The 20,060-nt window shown below is 49.9% G+C and carries 21 protein-coding genes; 11 read left to right on the top strand and 10 right to left on the bottom strand.

Annotated elements, in window-relative coordinates; genetic code table 11:
* Positions 1-65 precede the first annotated feature (65 nt).
* Entirely contained in the window at positions 66-1,079 is a 1,014-nt protein-coding gene (locus V5J77_RS25565; protein WP_338553598.1) for an LLM class flavin-dependent oxidoreductase, read from the bottom strand.
* Between the two features lie 191 nt (positions 1,080-1,270).
* Here V5J77_RS25565 and V5J77_RS25560 point away from each other — a divergent pair, with 191 nt between their 5' ends.
* The 4 genes from V5J77_RS25560 (at position 1,271) to V5J77_RS25545 (ending at position 4,030) form a co-directional block, all read left to right on the top strand.
* On the top strand, positions 1,271-1,747 hold the full coding sequence (locus V5J77_RS25560) for a MarR family transcriptional regulator (protein ID WP_338553597.1): 477 nt from the start codon (positions 1,271-1,273) through the stop codon (positions 1,745-1,747).
* Positions 1,748-1,850: 103 nt separating this feature from the next.
* Positions 1,851-2,780, top strand: coding sequence for a ring-cleaving dioxygenase (locus V5J77_RS25555; RefSeq protein ID WP_338553596.1), 930 nt, complete (start codon positions 1,851-1,853; stop codon positions 2,778-2,780).
* 18 nt (positions 2,781-2,798) lie between these two features.
* Positions 2,799-3,410, top strand: a complete 612-nt coding sequence (locus V5J77_RS25550; RefSeq protein ID WP_338553595.1) for an alpha/beta hydrolase — start codon at positions 2,799-2,801, stop codon at positions 3,408-3,410.
* Positions 3,410-4,030 carry a flavin reductase family protein gene (locus V5J77_RS25545; protein WP_338557074.1) on the top strand — a complete coding sequence of 207 codons (621 nt, stop codon included), beginning with the start codon at positions 3,410-3,412 and terminating at the stop codon, positions 4,028-4,030. The genes V5J77_RS25550 and V5J77_RS25545 overlap by 1 nt, the downstream gene beginning before the upstream one ends.
* A gap of 133 nt (positions 4,031-4,163) precedes the next feature.
* Here the strand turns inward: V5J77_RS25545 and pepT are convergent, their stop codons facing one another.
* Positions 4,164-5,396, bottom strand: coding sequence for a peptidase T (pepT, locus tag V5J77_RS25540; protein ID WP_338553594.1), 1,233 nt, complete (start codon positions 5,394-5,396; stop codon positions 4,164-4,166).
* A gap of 241 nt (positions 5,397-5,637) precedes the next feature.
* On the opposite strand from pepT, the gene V5J77_RS25535 reads away from it, so the two are divergent.
* The 3 genes from V5J77_RS25535 to V5J77_RS25525 all read left to right on the top strand — a co-directional run bounded on the left by V5J77_RS25535 (position 5,638) and on the right by V5J77_RS25525 (position 8,135).
* Positions 5,638-6,195 (top strand): DUF1697 domain-containing protein, encoded by a 558-nt coding sequence (locus tag V5J77_RS25535; RefSeq protein ID WP_338553593.1) that lies wholly within the window; start codon positions 5,638-5,640, stop codon positions 6,193-6,195.
* Positions 6,195-7,034 carry an AraC family transcriptional regulator gene (locus V5J77_RS25530; RefSeq protein ID WP_338557072.1) on the top strand — a complete coding sequence of 280 codons (840 nt, stop codon included), beginning with the start codon at positions 6,195-6,197 and terminating at the stop codon, positions 7,032-7,034. The genes V5J77_RS25535 and V5J77_RS25530 overlap by 1 nt, the downstream gene beginning before the upstream one ends.
* Positions 7,035-7,127: 93 nt before the next feature.
* A complete protein-coding gene (locus V5J77_RS25525) occupies positions 7,128-8,135 on the top strand; it encodes an ABC transporter substrate-binding protein (RefSeq protein ID WP_338553592.1) in 1,008 nt (335 codons plus the stop codon).
* Between the two features lie 119 nt (positions 8,136-8,254).
* Here the strand turns inward: V5J77_RS25525 and V5J77_RS25520 are convergent, their stop codons facing one another.
* The 6 genes from V5J77_RS25520 to V5J77_RS25495 form a co-directional block, all read right to left on the bottom strand.
* Positions 8,255-9,958, bottom strand: a complete 1,704-nt coding sequence (locus V5J77_RS25520) for an alpha/beta fold hydrolase (protein WP_338553591.1) — start codon at positions 9,956-9,958, stop codon at positions 8,255-8,257.
* 310 nt (positions 9,959-10,268) lie between these two features.
* A complete protein-coding gene (locus tag V5J77_RS25515; protein ID WP_338553590.1) occupies positions 10,269-11,321 on the bottom strand; it encodes a Glu/Leu/Phe/Val dehydrogenase dimerization domain-containing protein in 1,053 nt (350 codons plus the stop codon).
* 195 nt (positions 11,322-11,516) lie between these two features.
* A complete protein-coding gene (locus V5J77_RS25510; protein ID WP_338553589.1) occupies positions 11,517-12,203 on the bottom strand; it encodes a hypothetical protein in 687 nt (228 codons plus the stop codon).
* Positions 12,204-12,205: 2 nt separating this feature from the next.
* Complete coding sequence (locus tag V5J77_RS25505; RefSeq protein ID WP_338553588.1) at positions 12,206-13,096, bottom strand: ABC transporter ATP-binding protein; 891 nt, start codon at positions 13,094-13,096, stop codon at positions 12,206-12,208.
* Positions 13,093-13,464 (bottom strand): GntR family transcriptional regulator, encoded by a 372-nt coding sequence (locus tag V5J77_RS25500; protein WP_338553587.1) that lies wholly within the window; start codon positions 13,462-13,464, stop codon positions 13,093-13,095. The genes V5J77_RS25505 and V5J77_RS25500 overlap by 4 nt, the downstream gene beginning before the upstream one ends.
* A 169-nt stretch (positions 13,465-13,633) precedes the next feature.
* A complete protein-coding gene (locus V5J77_RS25495) occupies positions 13,634-14,083 on the bottom strand; it encodes a MarR family transcriptional regulator (protein ID WP_338553586.1) in 450 nt (149 codons plus the stop codon).
* A 211-nt stretch (positions 14,084-14,294) separates the two neighbouring features.
* Here V5J77_RS25495 and V5J77_RS25490 point away from each other — a divergent pair, with 211 nt between their 5' ends.
* On the top strand, positions 14,295-14,774 hold the full coding sequence (locus tag V5J77_RS25490) for a glutathione peroxidase (protein WP_338553585.1): 480 nt from the start codon (positions 14,295-14,297) through the stop codon (positions 14,772-14,774).
* Here the strand turns inward: V5J77_RS25490 and V5J77_RS25485 are convergent.
* The gene (locus tag V5J77_RS25485) at positions 14,763-15,389 is read right to left on the bottom strand and encodes an NAD(P)H-binding protein (protein ID WP_338553584.1); all 627 of its coding nucleotides are present in this window, start codon (positions 15,387-15,389) and stop codon (positions 14,763-14,765) included. The two genes, V5J77_RS25490 and V5J77_RS25485, sit on opposite strands and share 12 nt — an antisense overlap.
* A 10-nt stretch (positions 15,390-15,399) precedes the next feature.
* A complete protein-coding gene (locus V5J77_RS25480; protein ID WP_338553583.1) occupies positions 15,400-16,974 on the bottom strand; it encodes a histidine kinase N-terminal 7TM domain-containing protein in 1,575 nt (524 codons plus the stop codon).
* A 280-nt stretch (positions 16,975-17,254) separates the two neighbouring features.
* On the opposite strand from V5J77_RS25480, the gene V5J77_RS25475 reads away from it, so the two are divergent.
* From V5J77_RS25475 to V5J77_RS25465, 3 genes are all read left to right on the top strand, one after another.
* Positions 17,255-18,637: an MATE family efflux transporter gene (locus V5J77_RS25475; protein ID WP_338553582.1), complete on the top strand. Its 1,383-nt coding sequence runs from the start codon at positions 17,255-17,257 to the stop codon at positions 18,635-18,637.
* A gap of 96 nt (positions 18,638-18,733) precedes the next feature.
* Positions 18,734-19,495, top strand: coding sequence for a threonine/serine exporter family protein (locus V5J77_RS25470; RefSeq protein WP_338553581.1), 762 nt, complete (start codon positions 18,734-18,736; stop codon positions 19,493-19,495).
* Between the two features lie 21 nt (positions 19,496-19,516).
* Positions 19,517-19,960, top strand: a complete 444-nt coding sequence (locus V5J77_RS25465) for a threonine/serine exporter family protein (protein WP_338553580.1) — start codon at positions 19,517-19,519, stop codon at positions 19,958-19,960.
* The last annotated feature ends 100 nt before the right edge of the window (positions 19,961-20,060 follow it).

Genomic DNA, 20,060 nt, shown 5'->3' with positions numbered 1-20,060 from the left:
GTATAAAAGCGTTCAGACTTGTGGGTACTTTTTTATGACATATTTATATTGCGGCTGAAAATGCCCTAACCCTCGTTCCTGATCTCAGCAATCAATTCAAAAGAGCGAAGGCGTGCCTGATGATCATAAGCAGAGCCTGTTATCATCAGCTCATCAGCGCCTGTTTTTTCAATAATGTCAGCGATTCTGCGGCGTACCGTTTCCTTGCTTCCGGCTACGCCGAAGCTGAATTTGCTGCGGACGACAACCTTCTCCTGTTCATTCCACAGGTCATCCATGTTCGCAACGGGCGGTTTTAGCTTGCTCGTCTGGCCGCGGATGAGGTTCAGGAACTGCTGCTCCTGCGAGGAGGCGAGGAAGCGTGCTTCTTCATCTGTATCGGCTGCGAGAATATTTACGCCAATCATGACATGAGGCCGCTTCAGCGCTGCCGAAGGTCGGAAGCTGCTGCGATACAATTGCAAAGCCTGCATTAAATAGTCAGGTGCAAAATGGCTGGCGAAAGCAAACGGCAAGCCGAGCTGCCCTGCCAGCTGAGCGCTAAAGCCGCTGGACCCTAGCAGCCAGATCGGAATATCGAGTCCTTCGCCTGGAAAAGCGCGAACCGCAGGAACGCCCTCTTCTATAGAAGGGTTTAGAAAGCTGCGAAGCTCGCCAAGCAGCTCAGGGAAGTCTTGGCCGTTATTGCCATTAAGCCCACGGCGCAGCGCGCGGGCGGTTGCCTGGTCTGAGCCTGGCGCACGCCCAAGTCCGAGATCAATGCGCCCCGGATACATGGAGGCAAGCGTGCCGAATTGCTCGGCTATCATAAGCGGCGCATGATTGGGCAGCATAATACCACCGGAGCCGACGCGGATCGTATTCGTGCCTTCGGCAACATAACCGATGAGAACGGAGGTAGCGGCACTGGCAATGCCTTGCATATTGTGATGCTCAGCCAGCCAATAGCGCTGATAGCCCCAACGCTCAGCATGCTGGGCGAGATCACGCGTATTTTTGAAGGCATCGGTTGCATTGCCGCCTTCAACAACGGGAGCCAGATCAAGAATGGAAAGAGGAACGGTATGTGAATAGGTCATAATAACAATAACCTCCTGTACAGTGAATGGACTTGTAAGTCATACTCTCCATTATATCATAATGAACGCCAAGGATAGAGTGGACGCGCAGGCGTGAAGAAGGGTGAAAAAATATTGAAGCAAATGCTTGCAATTTATCTTTAATTGTAGTATCTTAAATTTAAGATAATAAATGCAAGGAGGTGAGGGCAATGAAAGAGGCGGACAGCACGATGAAGATGTCACCGCAGGAAGCCGAGGACAGCGCCTTGAAGCTCTACATTGCGCTCAACCGAGCCAGCCAATGGATTAATGCCCACGGTGACCGAGACATTCGCAAGCATGGCTTGAATCGCACCGAATTCGGGGTACTGGAAATGCTGTATCACAAGGGTGCACAGCCTTTGCAGCAAATCGGCGGCAAGGTGCTGATGAGCAGCGGCAACATTACCTACGTCATAGATAAGCTTGAGAAGAAGCAGCTCGTGCAGCGTAGAGCTTCGGCTGATGATCGTCGGCTCATCTTCGCAGAAATAACGAGTCAGGGCACACAGTTTATTGAAGAAGTATTCCCTGTACATGCAGTTATTATTAAAGAAGCGGTTAGCGGCTTATCTTCAGAGGAACAGAAGCTGGCAAGCGAACTGCTCAAGAAGCTCGGAAGGCACGCGCAGGATACATTTATTTAGAAGCTGCTTCGTATCCTGTACAGTCACTTATCGTAATCTCTCAGCCCAAATATCTTAATTTAAAGATTCTCAAATCCATGATATAATAGAGGAGTGTTCACAAATGACACAACAAACAGCAGGCATTCACCACATTACAGCTTTCGTATCTAATGCACAAGCAACGGTTACTTTCTATGCGGGCGTACTTGCCCAGCGGCTCGTGAAAAAAACAATCAATTTCGATGCCCCGGAAGTGTATCATCTGTATTTCGGAGATCAAGCTGGCAGCCCAGGCACGATCATGACCTTCTTCCCATTCGCACACGGTCGTAAAGGTGTGATTGGCGGAGGACAGGTTGGGGTAACCACTTATGTTGTTCCTGTGGGAGCGCTGGATTTTTGGAAAGAGCGTTTGACAAAATATGAAGTGCCATTTACCGAAACGCAGCGGTTTGGCGAGTCGTATGTACAATTCGTTGACCCTGATGGCTTGCAGCTTGAGCTTGTAGCTAGGGAGGAAGGCCCGCTGAGCGACTGGTCTTATGCTGGGGTACCGACAGACAAAGCCATTAAAGGCTTTGGCGGTGCGATTTTGTACAGCTCTGCTCCACAACAAACGTTCCGTTTACTGGAAGAGGTAATGGGACTGAGCAAAATCGGTGAGGATGCTGGTTATGCACGTTTCAGATCATCGGCTGACCTTGGCAATATCATTGATCTTCCGATTGAGCGAGTCGAGCCTGGCCATGGCGGTTCCGGTACGGTGCATCATATTGCATGGCGCGCCAAAGATGATGCAGAGCATGCCCTTTGGAGAAGCCATGTAGAGACAAATGGCTACCAACCTACACCAATAATTGACAGACAATATTTCCATGCAATTTATTTCCGCGAAGAGGGCGGCATATTATTCGAGATTGCGACAGATCCTCCAGGCTTTGCTCGTGATGAGGAGCCGGAACATCTTGGTGAAAAATTGATGCTGCCAGAATGGTATGAACAGCATCGTGAGGACATTGTGCGGCTGCTGCCGCCTATCCAATTACCGTAAGTGAAAGGGGAATGGACAATGAAGCATATTTATCAGCAAGGAACGAATGCAGCGGCGCCAGTTTTGGTGCTGCTGCACGGTACTGGAGGAACAGAACGAGATTTGCTGCCGCTGGCTGGCCGGATTGATCCTAGAGCATCGGTGCTAAGCATAAGAGGAAACGTATTGGAAAATGGGATGTCCCGCTATTTCCGCAGACTCGCCGAAGGTGTGTTTGACGAGGAGGATTTGGTGCTTCGTACGAAGGAGCTGCATGATTTTCTGGACCAGGCTGCCGTTGACTATGGCTTTGATCGTGAAAACCTCGTCGCCATCGGCTACTCCAATGGCGCCAACATAGCTGGCAGCCTGATGTTTCATTACAAGGATGCCTTTCGCGGCGCGATTTTACATCACCCGATGGTACCGCTTCGCAGCGTCGAGCTTCCCGATATGACCGGTATTTCCTGTTTCATCGGAGCAGGCCGCAATGATCAGATGTGCCCGCCGCAGGAGACGGAGGAGCTGCAAACGATGCTGTCCGGCGCAGGAGCAGCGGTTAGCGTACATTGGGAAAACTATGGCCATCAGCTAACGGGCAGTGAAGTCGATGCAGCCGCAGCTTGGTATGCCAAGGTTATATGTCCATGATGGTAACCATTGATCCGTCGGAGCGCTCGGCCCGCGACAATTATAAGCTGCTTTCGGGCAGCATTATACCGCGGCCGATTGCTTTTGTGACGACGCTGTCGTCAGAAGGCGTGCTCAATGCTGCGCCGTATAGCTACTTCAATGTTGTATCGTCTAATCCGCCGCTGTTATCGGTTTCGGTACAGCGGAAGCAGGGCGGTCAGCAGAAGGATACCGCCCGCAATGCGATTGAATCAGGCGCATTCGTCGTGCATATTGCCGACCAATCGTATATTGAACAGTTGAACGTGACGGCGGCAAATCTTCCACCAGAGGAAAGCGAGGTCGCAGCAGCAGGACTTACGCCTGTTCCAAGCGTTCGGATCGCCGTACCTGGTGTAGCTGAAGCGAAAATTCGGATGGAATGCGTGCTGGAGAAGGCGATTCCGCTCGGTGGAACAGACGATGCGCCAGCCTGCGATTTGCTAATCGGCAAGGTGGTATTCTATCATCTGGATGAGACGGTTTACGATGAACGGGGTTATATTGACGCTGACCAGCTAGCACCAATAGCGAGACTTGCCGGCAGCGATTATGCAGGACTCGGCGAACGTTTCTCCATTGATCGTCCGACCTCGTGATAGAATTAAGAACCTTCGACTACCCCGTATTCGGTGTAGAGCGAAGGTTCTTTTGCTTGTAAAAGTCATAATGTGCGCTGTGTTTGCTCCAATAAGCTCAGGCAGAAGCTCAAGTTTAAGCTCAAGCTCAAGCTCAAGCGTCTGCTTCCGCCAGCTTGACAATTTCCACGATGACCTGAACGGCTTTCAGCATATTGTCTACCGATGCGTATTCGTAACGGCCATGATAGTTCTCGCCACCTGTGAACACATTAGGTGTAGGAAGCCCCATATAAGATAGCTGCGAGCCATCGGTACCGCCGCGAATCGGCTTTATATCTGGCTTAATGCCGAGGTTCTCCATCGCCAGCTTAGCCTGATTGACGATGCCGATAACGGGCTCGATTTTATCACGCATATTAAAATACTGATCGCGAATGCTGAGCTCTACACTGGCCTCGCCATATTTGTGCTTAAGCCCGCTGACGATGTCCGTAAGCTTCTGCTTGCGGCCCGCAAAGGCTGCTCGATCAAAATCACGAATAATATAACGCAGCTCGGACTGCTCCACATCGCCGCTCATTTGAGTCAAATGATAAAAGCCTTCGTAGCCCTCCGTAAATTCCGGTGCCTCCTCAGCGGGAAGCTGACTGTGCAATTCCATAGCGATTTTCGCCGAATGAACCATTTTTCCTTTGGCTGTGCCGGGGTGCACGTTCGTGCCTTTGCAAATAATGTGGGCAGCAGCCGCATTAAAGCTCTCGTATTGCAGCTCTCCAAGCGGCCCGCCGTCCATCGTATAGGCATAATCTGCACCGAAGGCGGCAACGTCGAAGCGATGCGGCCCACGACCGATTTCCTCATCCGGCGTAAAGGCGACGCGGATTTTGCCATGCTTTATTTCAGGATGCTGAATCAAATACACCATCGCCGTCATAATTTCGGCAATGCCCGCTTTGTTGTCGGCGCCCAGCAGCGTGGTGCCATCTGTTGTAATCAGCGTATGTCCAACGTACTGGCTCAGCTCTGGTGAAGCGGTTGGCGACAAAACAATAGACAGTGCTTCGTTGAGAACAATGTCACCGCCGTCATAGTTATCGACCACTTGCGGCTTAACGTTTTCACCAGTGAAGTCTAGTGCAGTATCGATATGGGCGAGAAAGCCGATTGTCGGAACGGTTTTGTCGGTATTGGCAGGCAGTGTAGCCATCACATAGCCGTTCTCATCGACGCTAACCTCCTCCATGCCGATCTTCATGAGCTCTTCGATCAACTGGTTGGCAAGCACCAGCTGCCCCGGTGTCGTCGGACAGCTTTCGCTGCGGTCATCTGATTGCGTATTCACTTTCACATAAGAAATAAAGCGCTCCATCAGTTCTTGTTTCATGCTTCCATGCTCCTTTTTCCTCTATTTCAAAATATAAGAATTTATAAGCTTACACATATAAATAGGCTTATATTTCTCGGACTGAAACGCGCCGCGCCGCCAGAGGACGGCAAAAGCCGTTTTACCTTGCCCGTATGTATCTGTAGGTTTATTTCTATTTTAGCACAACTGCAGCAGCGTTCGCGCGTAGGGGTGTACATGCTATACTTAGGATTATTGAGAAGAGGGCAGGTGCTGTTGAATGGCCATTTATATAGCATTGCTCCGCGGCATTAATGTCGGCGGGCATAAAATCATTAAAATGCAGGATTTGCAGCGGATGTTTGAGCAGCTTGGCTTGCAGCAGGTGAAAACGTATATTCAAAGCGGCAATGTGCTCTTCGAATCGGAAGCGCCTGCGGATTTGCTGCGCCTGCACATTCAGCAGGAAATAATGGCGGTGTTCGGATTCGACGTTCCCGTCGTCATACGTACCAACACCGAGCTGGCGGCGATTGTCGCGCGCAGCCCCTTTGATGCAGCCCAGCTACAGGCTGGTGAAAATATTTATGTCGCGCTGCTGGCGGACACACCTACCGAAGAAGGCAAGCAGCGGCTGCTCGCATGCAGCAGCGAGGTGGACGACTACCGCCTGCATGATAGCGAAGTGTATATTTATTGCCGCCAAAGCGTGCGCAAGTCGATGTTCTCGAATAATTTACTGGAGAAAAAGCTAGGTGTGGCCGCCACCTCGCGCAACTGGCAGACGATGAACAAGCTGCTTAGCCTCGCGGCCAGCATGGAGGAACGGCAATCGTGATGGATTACAACATGCTGGCTGGGCAGCTCGCCAGGGGCATGATTACTATTGAAGGCGTCTATATGAATACGATAGCGCCGGGCATTTACCACAGCCATACAACAACGTATCCTACGCGCTTCTCGGGGTTTGTTTTTGCCTTAAGAGGGCATGCGATATTTGAATTTAACGGCACAGCCTATGAGGTTGCGCCGGGCAGTGTCGTTCATGGCGGCGCGGGCATGCTGCTGAAGCTAGAGGTGGCGGAAGCAGAGGATTTTCAATTTGTGCTTATTCATTATCGCAGCACCCTCCCCGACCTTTCAGCCGGAAAAATCCATTATGCGGAAACGCACTACTTGTCAGAGTATGGCAGCAATACCCGCATGGTGGAGCTGCTGCAACGGCTCTGTGAAGTATCGGCGCTTGCTGGCCAGATGAATATGCTGCGGGAGAAGGAGCTTTTCTACAGCATTATGAATGAGTGGTTGGTGAGCGTGCGCAGTCACAGCACTAACGAGAATGGCAAAATGGTGGAGCAGGCGCTGGATTATATCCATCACCATTATATGGAGCCGCTAACCGCAGCAGGACTCGCCGAGTTGCACAGCATGGGAAAAAAGCAATTTGCGTACGCCTTCCACAAGTATTCGGGTCGTTCTCCAATCGACTATCTTATCGAGCATCGCATGAAACGCGCCAAGTATTTGCTTACGACGAGCAACTGCTCGGTCAGCAGCGTCGCACGCAACGTCGGTTATGAGGATGCCCATTATTTTAGTCGTCTGTTTCGAAAGCATAGCGGTTGTTCACCGAGTATGTTTCGGCAAAGCTTAGGAAATAATCCACCTGACTTTTAACAATCGTCTATTTCATCTCGCCCGTTCATTGTTTATAATTTGGACGACAATGAAAATCATTATCATAAAGAGGCTAGAGGCGGGGGATTACGTATGTTTAGTAGATTTAAAGGGATAACAAGCGCGGTTAGTATTTTGCTGCTGGTGATTTTACTTTCAGCTTGCGGAAGTGAAGCAGCTCCTGATGCAGCGACTAACGGAGCAGTGGGCGGCAATAGCGATGCGGCTGTGGAGGAGGCTAAGCAAGGCGGTGCTGGTCAAGCTGGCAGCGAAGCAGCCTTTCCAAGGACGATTACGCATGTGAAAGGCGAGACAGTCATTGATGCGAAGCCGAAGAAGGTCGCCGTTACCTATTTCCCTTATGCGGATCAACTGTTCGCAATTGGCGAGCAGGATGTAGTTAGCGGTGTCGTTGGGTATAGATCACTTAAAGCTTTTCCGGCATATGAGGTATTTCTACAGGGGGATGCGGTTGCAGATCTTGGCGACGAGGTCGATTTGGAGAAGATAATGGCGCTTGAGCCAGACGTCATTATTGCTTCTGATGGGGACGAGAAGACGTATGAGCAGCTTGCGAAGATTGGAAAGACGGTTGTCATAACGCAAACGGAAGACTGGCAGGATACCATTGTCAAAATTGCGGAGGTTTTAGGCGAGGAGGACAAGGCAAAGCAGTATATTGATGGCTATAATGCAAAGCTGAAGGAAGTAGCAGCTATGGCTGAAAATACAGGTATTCAAGGTAAAGAGGCGATGTTTGTAATGATGTGGAGCAAAGGCTTCTATTATTTTGGCGGCAGCCGCCTGAGTCCATATTATGAGGGTATCGGCTTCAGCAAGTTCAAGGATATGAAGGATTGGGGAGAAATCAATCTGGAAGGTGTCAGCGAAGTCGATCCGGATTATCTTTTTGTCGCAGAGGATTATACGGGAACAGCAGAGCTGACGATGAAGGATCTTGAGGGAAATGCGGTATGGAACAGCCTTAAGGCGGTTAAAGACGGGCATGTTTATGTCGTAAATACAGAAATCGTAGGGCCGCTCGCCATGGGACAATCCAATGGACTCGATTTTATGGAGAAGCTGCTTAAGGGCGAATGAGCGGATCATAAAAAATAAATAGGCATCGGGCAAAAAGAAACCGCCAGCTTGGACAGCGCGGGAGCATTAAGCTCCACAGTCCAGGCTGGCGGTTATTGGTATTGGAGGCGAGATGAGGGCTAGGTCTGCTGCTTCAGCCACTTGGCGATATCGGTAATAACCTCTTCAGCGAAGCTGCCAGAATGGTTGTATTCCGCTACTGTACCTTCTCCTTCGCCGCTGTAATCTACGAAAAAGTGGTTAAGGCCCGGATACAGCTTGAAGGAAGCATTCGATTTTCCTTTGAACAGTTCCTCCCACAGCACATAGTCTTTATTCGCATACACTTGGAAATCGTCCTTGCCTTGCAGGATAAGCACAGGCTTCGTTAATTTTGCAGCATATTCGCTGGCGGGATGTTTATCCATTTCTTTGAAATAGTAGGCGGGAATCGAGAAAATCGTCGTCGCCTGCGCCTGCGCATCGGTCAACGTATCCAGTGCTTGTGCCCTCTTGTATTCGGCTTCAATGAACTGGGTATTCTTCTGCTTGGCTGGGTCTTTATCATCCATAGCGGCAACAACAGCCTGAGTTTGGTCATAGAGGATTTCCCACAGCGAGCGCGGCGAGCCAGCAAGCAGCACAAGTCCGGCGAAGTCGCCGCCTTCCGCATCAATTCGAGGTGCAAGCATACCGCCAAGACTATGACCAACTACATACACCTTTGAGGCATCAATCCGTTTATCCGCCTTGAGCAGCTTGGCCGCAACTATGGCGTCGTCAATGGTTTCTTCCTTTACGGTCATTTTCATTAATGCTTCTTTCGTCATACTATTGCCGTACACAAATGTACGTTTGTCATAGCGCAGTACGGCAATCCCTTGCTCAGCAAGTCCCCAAGCGATATCGCGGAAGGGCTTATAGCCGCTTACCGCCTCATCGCGATCAGTCGCGCTAGAGCCTTGAACCAATACGACCGCTGTCAGCGGGCCAGAGGCATTTTTCGGCAGAGTCAACGTTCCGCCAAGCGCATAAGGAGTGCCTTCTCCGACAGTAACCTCTTCTTCAACAATCGTAACGGGGGCTTCCTTATCGACGGGCTTTGGTGTAATCATCATGGCTTCCAGCAGCTTGCTCTGCATGTTGACGTAAAGCGTCAGATTAAAGCTGGCTTTCTCAAACGCTGCGGTAGCCTTAATAATAGTCTTCTCACCAGCTGTGCCAGTTATGGCAATGTCCTCTGAGCGAACGAAGTTGCCTGCTCGTGACTTGATGCTTTCCCATCCTTGCTCGAGTGCTGTTACGGAGAGCTGTGCCTTGAGACCACTGGAAAAATAATCATCCGACAGCTTCTGGTGGCTTCCTTTGCTTAGCAGCTCAGTTACGCGCTTGATCCAGCCTTCAGCCTCAAACTGCGCTGTCGTAATGGAAATTTGCTGCGTGCCGCTGTCAAAGCTAGCTTGCTGCCCGAGTGCCTTATCGAAAAAAGCGAGCGGTACATAAGTACGTCCCTGCTTTTGAACGGATACGGCATCGAATGAGCGTTTCTCGCCATTTACAACAGCGGTTCTGCTCCCGGTGCGGAAAATGACGGAAAGCTCTTGTCCTTCAAGCACGATTTCGGAGCCTGTTTTCTGATAAGTCACTTTAAAGCCTAGCTGCTCGGCTGTGCTGCGCAGCGGGATCATGACGGTATTCTGGGATTTGTAAGGCTGTTCGCCTGCGGCAGAAACGGCGCTTCCATTAATAAACAGCCTCATGCTTTCTGCGGCGGCCGTCATAGCGGGAAAAGCAGCCATGAGCAGCAGGGAAAATACAATAGTGGATGCCAAATGCTTTTTCAAAATAAATGCAGTCCTCCTTCGGATGGTGCTTGCCTTGTTGCCGGCAAGACATATAAGGTCATGGAGCAATAAGTGGGTGATGAAGCTCTGAATAACTATGTACATTTGACGCGGTGACCGCATCTTTATTTTATACGAAGTAGCCCTATCCTTGGTTTCCACATTATGGTGCTAACAAAGAAGAAGCACGTATTGGCATAATTCCGCTGCTGTTGCCTGAGCCAGCAGCCCGCTGCTGCTGGCTGGAATCAATGGCTTTGTGAGGACCAGGAGCAAGTATAAGGGGTTATGAACCTATGAGCATGTATACCTATAGGCCGATCAGCTTGCGCGTAATGGCATCTGCGGCCGCAGCTGGCGGCAGCGTGCCAGGCGCGGTGCCAGCAGACTTTCCATATATAGAGGCAAGTGTATCGCCGATGCGTTCGACCTGACTTTGGGCATAGGAGGCGGAGCTGCCATCCAGCTCAGCTGCGGTTACGATAATGCCTCCAGCATTAATAGCGTAATCGGGAGCATAGAGAATGGCCGCCTGCTTCAGCAAAGCATCATGGCGTGGCTCAGCCAGCTGGTTATTGGCTGCCCCTGCAACGATCTGGCACTTAAGCTCGGGGATGGTTAAATCGTTCAAAATGCCTCCAAGCGCGCAAGGGGCGAAAACATCACAAGGCTGCTTATGGATTACATCGACAGCGACGGGTGCAGCCCCAAATTGCGTGGCTGCCAGCTGCACCAGCCTGTTATCCAAATCGGCAACAATAAGCTGTGCGCCTGATTGATGCAAATAGCGGCATAGGGCAAAGCCTACCTTGCCAAGTCCTTGAACAGCAACGGTTCGCTGCTGCAACTGCTCAGAGCCGTATTTTTGCTTAAGTGATGTACGAATTGCAATATATACGCCATAGGCGGTCATTTCCGCCGTGAAATGGCCAGTTGCTCCTAGCGAGCCGGTAACATCGGTCACATGGCGCGTTTCATGCAGAATTTCATCCATATCCAGCGGAGTAGTACCCAAATCCATCCCGGTAATATAACGCCCGTTCAGTCGTTCGATAAAACGTCCGAGTGAGCGGAACAGCCTGCTGCTTTTGTCGGTGGCAGGGTTGCCGATAATAACGGCTTTGCCTCCGCCGTATGGAATGCCAGCCAGCGCTGATTTATACGTCATGCCTCGTGCAAGTCGAAGCGCATCGAGAATGGCCGCCTCCTCTGACGCGTACATCCACATACGGCAGCCACCCAGTGCAGGGCCAAGCCTAGTCTGATCAATGGCAATGATCGCTTTGAGTCCGCTCGTTGCATCCTCCATCATATCCAGCCGTTCGAAGCCCTGTAAGCTTGCGCTCAAGCTATGCCCGTCCATAGATAACAGCCCCCTTTATGCTGTAGCGCAAAGACGTTTACGCTCGCTTACTATTGGTGTATTCAACCGCGGCGCAGCTTGCTACCACTTATGCACGAATTGGGGGGCATCGTTTAGAATGGGGTGGCATGGATAGGAAAGAAGCCGCTATCACCCGTTGTCTGAAATGATGAAGCGACCCCTTCAAGCAAGCTTTTATATCGTTGATCTTCTAAGCATAAGGAAGGATAGCAGAGCATTCAGCAGGATGAACGGAATGAGCCAAAGGGTGAGGCCAAGTGCCGTATGCTGGGTGATCCATGTCCAAATATCGTCCCACCATTGATTTTGATTAGTGATATAGAAGACAGTGGTGAGGACGAGTAAAGAACCTAGAGCAAAAATCAGCATGCCGACTTTTCTGAACTTACGGTAGAAGCAGCCGATGACGAACCCCCACAAAAACAAATGCAAAATGAGCAGAAACAGCATAAGCAACTGCGCGAGTAGATTCCCGTCACTCAAGTAGGGGAGATGGAAAAAGTGCAATCCTGTCCACCAATGGCTTGTGAGCTGATGTTCGATAAAAGATAACATCAGCAGCAATAGCGCTGAGCCTAAGCTGCTTAAGAGGCCCATGACGATGGTACCTGTGAAATAGTTGCTGCGGCTAATGCTGAAGCTTATCGCAAACGGGAAAGTTTGAGCGACGACGAGGATGCCGATTACAAACATATAAACGAGTAAGGAGCCGATTCCGCCTGTAAAGATGTCTCCCTCGGAAATCATTGCACTTATCAGCCAATTTACAAGAAAGCTGGAGCCAACAATGAGCAGCGGGATAAAGAGCCAAGTAAATTTATCACGCCTATGCAGCTTGATTACGCTTAAAGTACGGTTCATGATCAATCAGCCGCCTTTCGTTCGGTTTTGCCATTCGTCAGATGAATAATCAGCTGTTGCAGAGATACGGAGCCAAGCTCCAGCCCTTTCGCCATCGCCTGCTTGCGATCCTCTGCACGCAGCGTGCCATCTACAGTGGCGGACAGCAAGGCGCCAAAGGGGTCGCGGGAGATCACGGTTTTGCCGACGAGAAACGACTCGACCTCGGAAGCGGAGCCTGCTACTGTGAAGGCACGACCCCGGAGCAGCTCGGCATCCTCGTTAATCAATATCGAGCCCTTGTCGATGACAATCACGTGCTCAAGAAGCTGGCTAACCTCATCAATAAGGTGTGAGGAAAGGACGACCGTGCGAGGGTGCTCTGCATAATCCTCCAGCAAATGACCATAAAATAAATTTCTGGCCACAGCGTCAAGCCCCAAATAAGGCTCATCAAAAATCGTCAGCGGGGCGCGGCTCGCTAGTCCAACAATAATGCCGACGGAGGAATGCATGCCGCGCGACATTTTTTTAATTTTACGCTTCAATGGCAGCTGGAAATCCTGAACTAACTTATTCGCGTAGGTGCGGTCCCAGTTCGGAAACAGTGAGGCGGACAGCTCCAGTACATCGAGCAGGCGGTAATTGTCAGGGTATTTCTGACTCTCCTTAATAAAACAAATTTGGCTCAGTACACGGTTATTTTCATAAGGGGCTTCGCCAAAGACGGTAAGCTCGCCACTGGTCGCGAACAATTGGGCCGTCAGCATGTGCATAATCGTCGTTTTCCCAGCGCCATTGCGTCCTAGCAAACCATATATTTTATCAGACTCCAGTGTGAAACTGACCTCGTTGACGGCCTTGAAATTTCCATAGGCTTTCGTAACCCGCTTTAGCTCTGCAATAGGGCTCATGGCTTGGTTCCTCCTCTTCTGATCATATCTGAGAGCTGCTCTGCCGTAATGCCCAGCTTCTCTGCCTCATGCATCATCGTCACCACATACTGCTCGAAAAACTGCTCACGACGCTTCTCCATCAATAAGGTTCTTGAACCTGCCGCAACAAACATGCCAATCCCTCTTTTCTTATAAAGAATGCCTTGATCTACTAGCTGATTGACACCTTTCGCTGCTGTGGCGGGGTTAATCTGGTAAAAGGCTGCAAATTGATTTTTCGAAGGCACCTGCGATTCTTCAGGCAGCAGCCCTTGAATGATATCGTCCTCGATGCGCTCGGCAATTTGCATGAAAATCGGTCTGCTATCGTCGATGCTTAAGCTCATATTGTCCACCACCAAACTGGTTAGTTACTCATGTAACCAACTATACATGCAATCAACCGAAACGTCAACGGGCGGCAGTAATGAAAATATAAAAAAAGGATAGAGGAGGCAGCGTTATCTCTGCTCTTCTATCCTTTTGATATCGGTTGTAGCGGCCGACTAAAGCCTGTTAGGTCGGCTGCTGTGCGCCTTCTATTTTGCCAAGCAGGTCTCGTACTTGCTTATGAACGGCATGAAATTCCTCAGGCGTAATGTCCAAGCCGCCATAAACGCGTTTCGGAACATCGGCAACCCGTTTTTTAAGCTCGCGGCCAGCATCCGTCAACTGAATAACGAGATTGCGCTCGTCGGATTTATCGCGAATGCGGGTAATCAGGCTCATGCCTTCCAGCTTCTTAAGCAGCGGGGTTAGCGTACCTGAGTCAAGCAGCAGTCTCGCGCCAAGCTCTTTCATCGTCACCTTGTCTTGTTCCCACAAGGACAGCAGGGTGACATATTGCGTATACGTTAAGCCGAGCTCAGAAAGTACAGGGCGGTATAGCTTAGTAATTTCCCGCGAGCAGGCATATAAGGAAAAGCAAACTTGATTATCGAGCTTCATCCATTCATCTTCATTCATGCTAGCTGTCTCTCCCTTCCAAATCAAGGTTGTACAAGTAATCAATTGTGTGCAATTAATTAAGTTATTGTAGCATTGCACGCGGAGCCTGTCAAAAGAATGCGCAGTATGCATAGCAGACTGTTACAATAAGCTAATTTGACAATCGAAATTAAATTGTATAAAATTAAATTTATCAAAATCAATAGATGAATTCAAGGAGGTTATTACTATGTCCATTTATGACATCGAAGTGAAGAAGATTACAGGTGCGCAGGAGACGCTGGCGCCTTATAAAGGCAAAGTAATGCTGATTGTTAATACAGCTACCAAATGTGGATTCGCACCTCAATTCAAAGGCCTTCAGCAATTGCAGGATACGTATGGCGAGCAAGGGCTTGTGGTTCTAGGTTTTCCAAGTGGACAGTTTATGAATCAGGAGCTGGAGGGTGATGCGGAAATTGCGCAGGCTTGCGAGCTTAACCACGGGGTATCCTTTCCGCTGTTTGGCAAAATAGATGTTAACGGCAATGGCGCGCACCCACTGTACCAGCACCTGACGAATGAAGCTCGCGGAGTGCTGGGCTCGAAGGCAATCAAGTGGAATTTTACGAAGTTTCTAGTAGACCGGGACGGCAAGGTGGTCAAACGGTTTGGGCCGAATGATAAGCCGGAGGATCTTGTAGAAGATATTAAAAAGCTACTCGGCTAAGCCAACCCTGCATCGGAAGAAGGCTCCGCCGACTGCCTCACGGTAGGTGAAGTCGGCGGTATCGCCAACGGTAATTTGCAGCCCGCCTTCAGGCAAATAGTCTTGCTCGGTACGGTAAGTGCCAGTATATGGCCCATCCGGCAAATAAGTTGGGCAGACAAGCGTCCAATTTAGCAGCTCGGCAGATGCTTGAAGCAGGCGAAGTACAGCATGATGCTCCTCAGCAGCTCGAGTAGACCGGCGTTTCGATTCGCTCGATTGATAGCGAAGCAGCCCGGGCTCACTGCGGCTCTCCAAGATTCCGGCTGTTCCAACCGTCACTAAACGATGGATTTCTTGCTGCTCCATGACAGCAAGAAGGAGTGGAAAGCAGGCGGAGAGTGTATCCCCGCCGTCCGTTCCTAAACCGCTAATGACAACGCTGCTGTCTGCAACTGCTTGCTTGAGCGCAGCTTCTTCGCGGGCATCTCCGACGATCGCTGTCAATTGCGGATGCGAAAGCCCAAGCTTGTCTGCTGAGCGCACCAAGGCATGGACGCGATGTCCATCCGCAAGGGCGCGCAGCATGACTTCACGCCCGACGCGGCCTGTAGCGCCTAATAAAGTAATTTGCATGTGATTCCCCTCATTTGCTAAAAATATGAACGGCATTGCGTCCCATATGCTTGGATTGGTACAGCGCCTTATCGGCTTCGCGAATCATCTCGTCTAGTTCAGCAAGCTCCGCCGCCGTTATCCCAGCTGCGCCAAAGCTTGCAGATAAAGGAATGGTACCAGCTTGTGTCAGCAGCGGACGATCTGCAATGGCCTTGCGCAGCTTCTCGGCAAGCTCCCCTGCTTCAGCGGGTGCAGCAGCTGGAAGACAAATAATAAATTCTTCTCCACCGTAACGTCCAAATAGATCGCTATCGCGAAGCTGTTCTTGGCAGACCGCTACGACATGACAGAGGGCTAAATCGCCAATGTCATGGCCGAAGCGGTCATTTATCGTTTTGAAATGGTCAATATCGAATAAAATAAGCGCAAACGGCTGTTGATTTTGCAGCGCCTTGTTCAGCAGAAGCCTTGCTTGCTCTAAAAAATAGGTCCGATTGGATATGCCAGTCAGTCCATCTGTTGTAGCCATATGCTTCAGCTTCTCCTGAAGAATTGCTTTCTCTGTAATATCCATCAGTACAATCGTTCTTCCGATCATATCGCCCTTGCGGCTGTGGACAGGCGATGAACGCACGAGATAGAACAACGGCAAGCCCGTATGCAGCTGAATCCAGCGCACCTCCCGCTCATGATGCTTGAACTCCTCATCATAATGAATGAAATCAACGGCTTGTCCCGTATGGAAAAGCCATATATCCTCGAAAGGCATTCCAATAACCGTAGGCTTCAGCGAAGCGATCATTAGCGACGCAGAGCGATTATAATCGACGATTCTCCCGTTCGTATCCAGTACAATAACGCCGTCGCGCATGCTTTCGAAAATACGTTCTCGGGCAATAGGCGCGGCCTTCAATATATTTGACGTCAAAATCGCCCAAATGTGCAAAATGGAAGTGATAAACATGAGCGGAGGCACAATATCCATGCCGTGAGGCGTCAGATCAAGCAAATATATGAAGGAGGCGGTCATGGGAATGAAAATGCCGGCTGCCATCATTAGAAGCTGCTTGCGGTACATCATCTTGGTGTGGTTCCATTGGCGAAGCAGCAGGTATGCACTTACAACCAGACAGCCGAACGTAAAGCTTCCATTTATGATATACCATTCCCCAAAGACAATATCGGCGACAATGACCGACTCATTGGGACGTAAAAATATCGAACGGTAAAATATATGATGCCATTCATTCGTTACGACCAGCAATAAAGTAATGAAGGGAATCGTAAAAAGCCAGATCAGCATTTTACGGGTAACGAAGCGATCCATTCCAGTAAAATACAGAATGAGCACTAGCATAGCGGGGGATATGAAAGGCAGTCCCAAATACTCAACGCCAATCCAGAATCGAATTTCGGCTAACGAATCGCTTGCCAATTCAAAAGCAAAGCCGAAGGTGTAGATAGCTGAGCAAATCGAGGTCCAAATATAGGCTCTCATCCCGGCAAAGCTGGATTTTATTAAATATCCGTAAATGGCAAGCAAGGCGCTGAGTACGCTTGAAATCGATACAATAACAATATAATTGGAGATCGTCATATTCATCAGTTGTATGGCTCCAGTTAGTTAATAATTAGGTATTGAAGCAATGAAGCGCTCTCAGGTTGCTAAACAATCTATTTAGAATGGTATCACATTTTTTGCCTTTAAGGATACGCGATTTGAATGGTAATGTTAAGCATAAACCGCTTTCATCCCTCTGCGGCGTCAAAAAGCCGACAAAACCCGCTTTAGTTCGTGCATTTGCAAGGCAAGTATGCTAAGATACCTTGAGTTTCTTAGGAATATAGGAGTATTGGGATCATGTGCTGGAGAAGGTGACATCTTGGGATTTAAGCTGGGGGTTAAGCGGGAACGGGACAATAGTCTCTTTTTCTTGACTTGGCCGATATTTTTGGAGCTATTTTTGTTTATGATGATGGGAACGGCAGACACGTTCATGCTTAGCAAGCTGTCCGATAATGCGGTTTCCGGCGTAGGTGCATCCAATCAATATTTGCACATTATGCTGCTTATTATGGAGGTTATCGGCAACGGGGCATCCATTGTGGTTGCGCAATATATAGGCTCACGGAAGCTGGTCGAGGCTGCGCAGCTGTCGGCGCTGGCCATTTCGCTCAATCTGCTGGTAGGCTTATTAATGAGTGTCTCTTGCTTGTTATTTGGCCATGTCATACTTCAGGGCTTGAATCTGCAAGGGGAAGTATTGGTCTATGCGCAAAGCTATTTGCGAATTGTAGGCAGCTTTATTTTTTTACAGGCGATTATTAATTCACTTTCTGCAATTATTCGGGTATACGGCTTCACGAAGGAAGCCATGCTGGTATCATTGGGAATGAATATTATACATTTAGTCGGCAATTATGTGCTGATCTTTGGCAAATTCGGTTTTCCCGAGCTTGGTGTTGAAGGAGCGGCCATTTCGACGGTTGTCAGCCGGCTGCTGGCGATGCTGGTGTTTTTCTGGCTGATGAATCGGGTTATGGTATTTAAGGTGAAGCTGCATTATTTTTTCAAGATGTCGAAGGAGTTTATTGGCAAAATATTAAAGATCGGTGTTCCATCGGCCTTCGAGCAGGTGATGTACCATAGCTGCCAGATGATCTTTCTGTATTATGTGACGTTTCTCGGTGAAGCGTCCTTGTCGGCTCGGCAGTACGCCTCGAATATATCGGTGCTGATCTATTTATTTGCGATGGCGGTTGGCATGGGTACGGCGATTATGGTAGGCCGTTACGTAGGCGGCGGGCGCAGCGACGCTGCGTATAAGCAGGTATTGGCAAGCGTGCTGTGGGCCAGCGGAGCGACGATGGTCATGCTTGTAGTCGTGCTGCTGTTCCGCGAGCAGCTAATGGGTCTGTTCACGGATGATGTTGACATTATACGACTAGGGGCAAATGTGCTGCTGTACAGCATTGTGCTGGAGACCGGGCGGACGATCAATATTATATTGGTCAATTCGCTGCGAGCGTCCGGGGATGCGAAGTTTCCGCTCTGGATTGGGATGGTTACAATGGTCGGCATAAGCGTACCGCTCGGCTATTATCTTGTTTTTCATTTGGACATGGGGCTGGCGGGCATTTGGCTGGCTATTGCGACGGATGAGTGGCTGCGTGCGGTCATTATGTATTTCCGGTGGAAGAGCCGGAAGTGGGAACGGCATGCGCTGGTGAAACCGGACTTTGTAGAGCATACAGCCTCTCATTAAAGACAGGATGTGCTTGGCAGGCGAGCAGACAACACGCTTGTTGCAGATTCTGTTGATACAGTGCTGAGGCTGCGAAGCTAAGGAGGCTGGCTGCGTATGGATTACGCTAATAATGATAGTCAGGATATTGCGAGCATTTGCTTGCTTGCGGGTAAAATTATTTTGCAAAATGGCGGGGAAACGTACCGGGTTGAGGATACAATGGTACGGATCGCCGAGGCTTACGGCGTGGCGAATGCTTACAGCTATGTGACGCCAACGGGCATTATTTTTGCGCTGGATGGCGCTGCGCAATCGACGAGGCTCGTTCGGATTTCGGAGCGCTCGACGAATTTGGAGAAGGTGACGCTCGTCAATGATATTTCCAGGCGCATTTGCCAAGGAAGCATGCAGCGTCATGAGGCTTATAAGCAATTACAGGATATTGAACAGGCGGCGGATGGTTATCCGGCTTGGCTTAAGGTGCTGGTTGCCGCTATTGCAAGCGGCTGCTTCCTGATTATGTTCCGCGGCAGCTGGAACGACTTTCTTCCGGTGGCGCTTGCGAGCGGCGTCGGCTTTTTGTGCTTGCTGACGCTGCACCGCATTATGCCGATTACTTTTTTCGCGAGCTTCTTATCGGCGGTCATTAGCGGCTCGTTGGCTGTGCTGATGGTGTGGCTCGGCTTTGGGCATAATTTGGATAAAATCATTATCGGCTCCATCATGCCGCTCGTGCCCGGTCTTCATATTACGAATGCGGTAAGGGACTTGATGGCGGGGCATCTCGTTTCGGGTCTGTCCAAGGGAGCCGAGGCCTTTTTAATTGCTTTTGCCATCGGTGCGGGCATTGCTTTCGTGTTGTCCGTATATTCGTAGCCTTAAAAGGAGGGGGGAACGATGGTTGTACAACTGCTTGAACAGCTTGTCGTCAGCTTCATAGCCTGCGCGGCATTCAGCCTAATCTTTAGCGTGCAGAAGCAGCGCCTGATACAGTGCGGTCTGGTAGGCTCGGCCGGGTGGCTTGCTTATACGGTATGCATTATGCTGGAAATGAGGACAATTCCCGCAACGCTGCTGGCGGTCTGTGTGGTGACCATTATTAGTCAAATAATGGCGAAGCATTATCGGACGCCCATCATTGTATTCAGTGCGGCGGGCATTATTCCGCTTGTGCCGGGCAAAATCGCCTATGATGCGATGCGCCATATCGTGCAGGAGGAATATGTCGTGGCTGTCGAGCTTGCGATGCAGGCCTTCATGATTTCAGGCTCTATCGCCATCGGGCTAGTCTTCTCCGAGGTCATTTATATTATATTTCGCAGAACCCCGCGATCATCATGACCCTAATAATGCCTCTTGCTTATGCTGCTTCGCAGCAGGGCAGGAGGCATTTTGTTTACTTAAGGTACGCTAAGGTGGGAAACGCCAGATCAAACTAAAC

Origin of the sequence: Paenibacillus sp. KS-LC4 (assembly GCF_036894955.1) — a bacterium.
Lineage (GTDB): Bacteria > Bacillota > Bacilli > Paenibacillales > Paenibacillaceae > Pristimantibacillus.
This window is presented reverse-complemented; position numbering and strand designations above follow the sequence as displayed.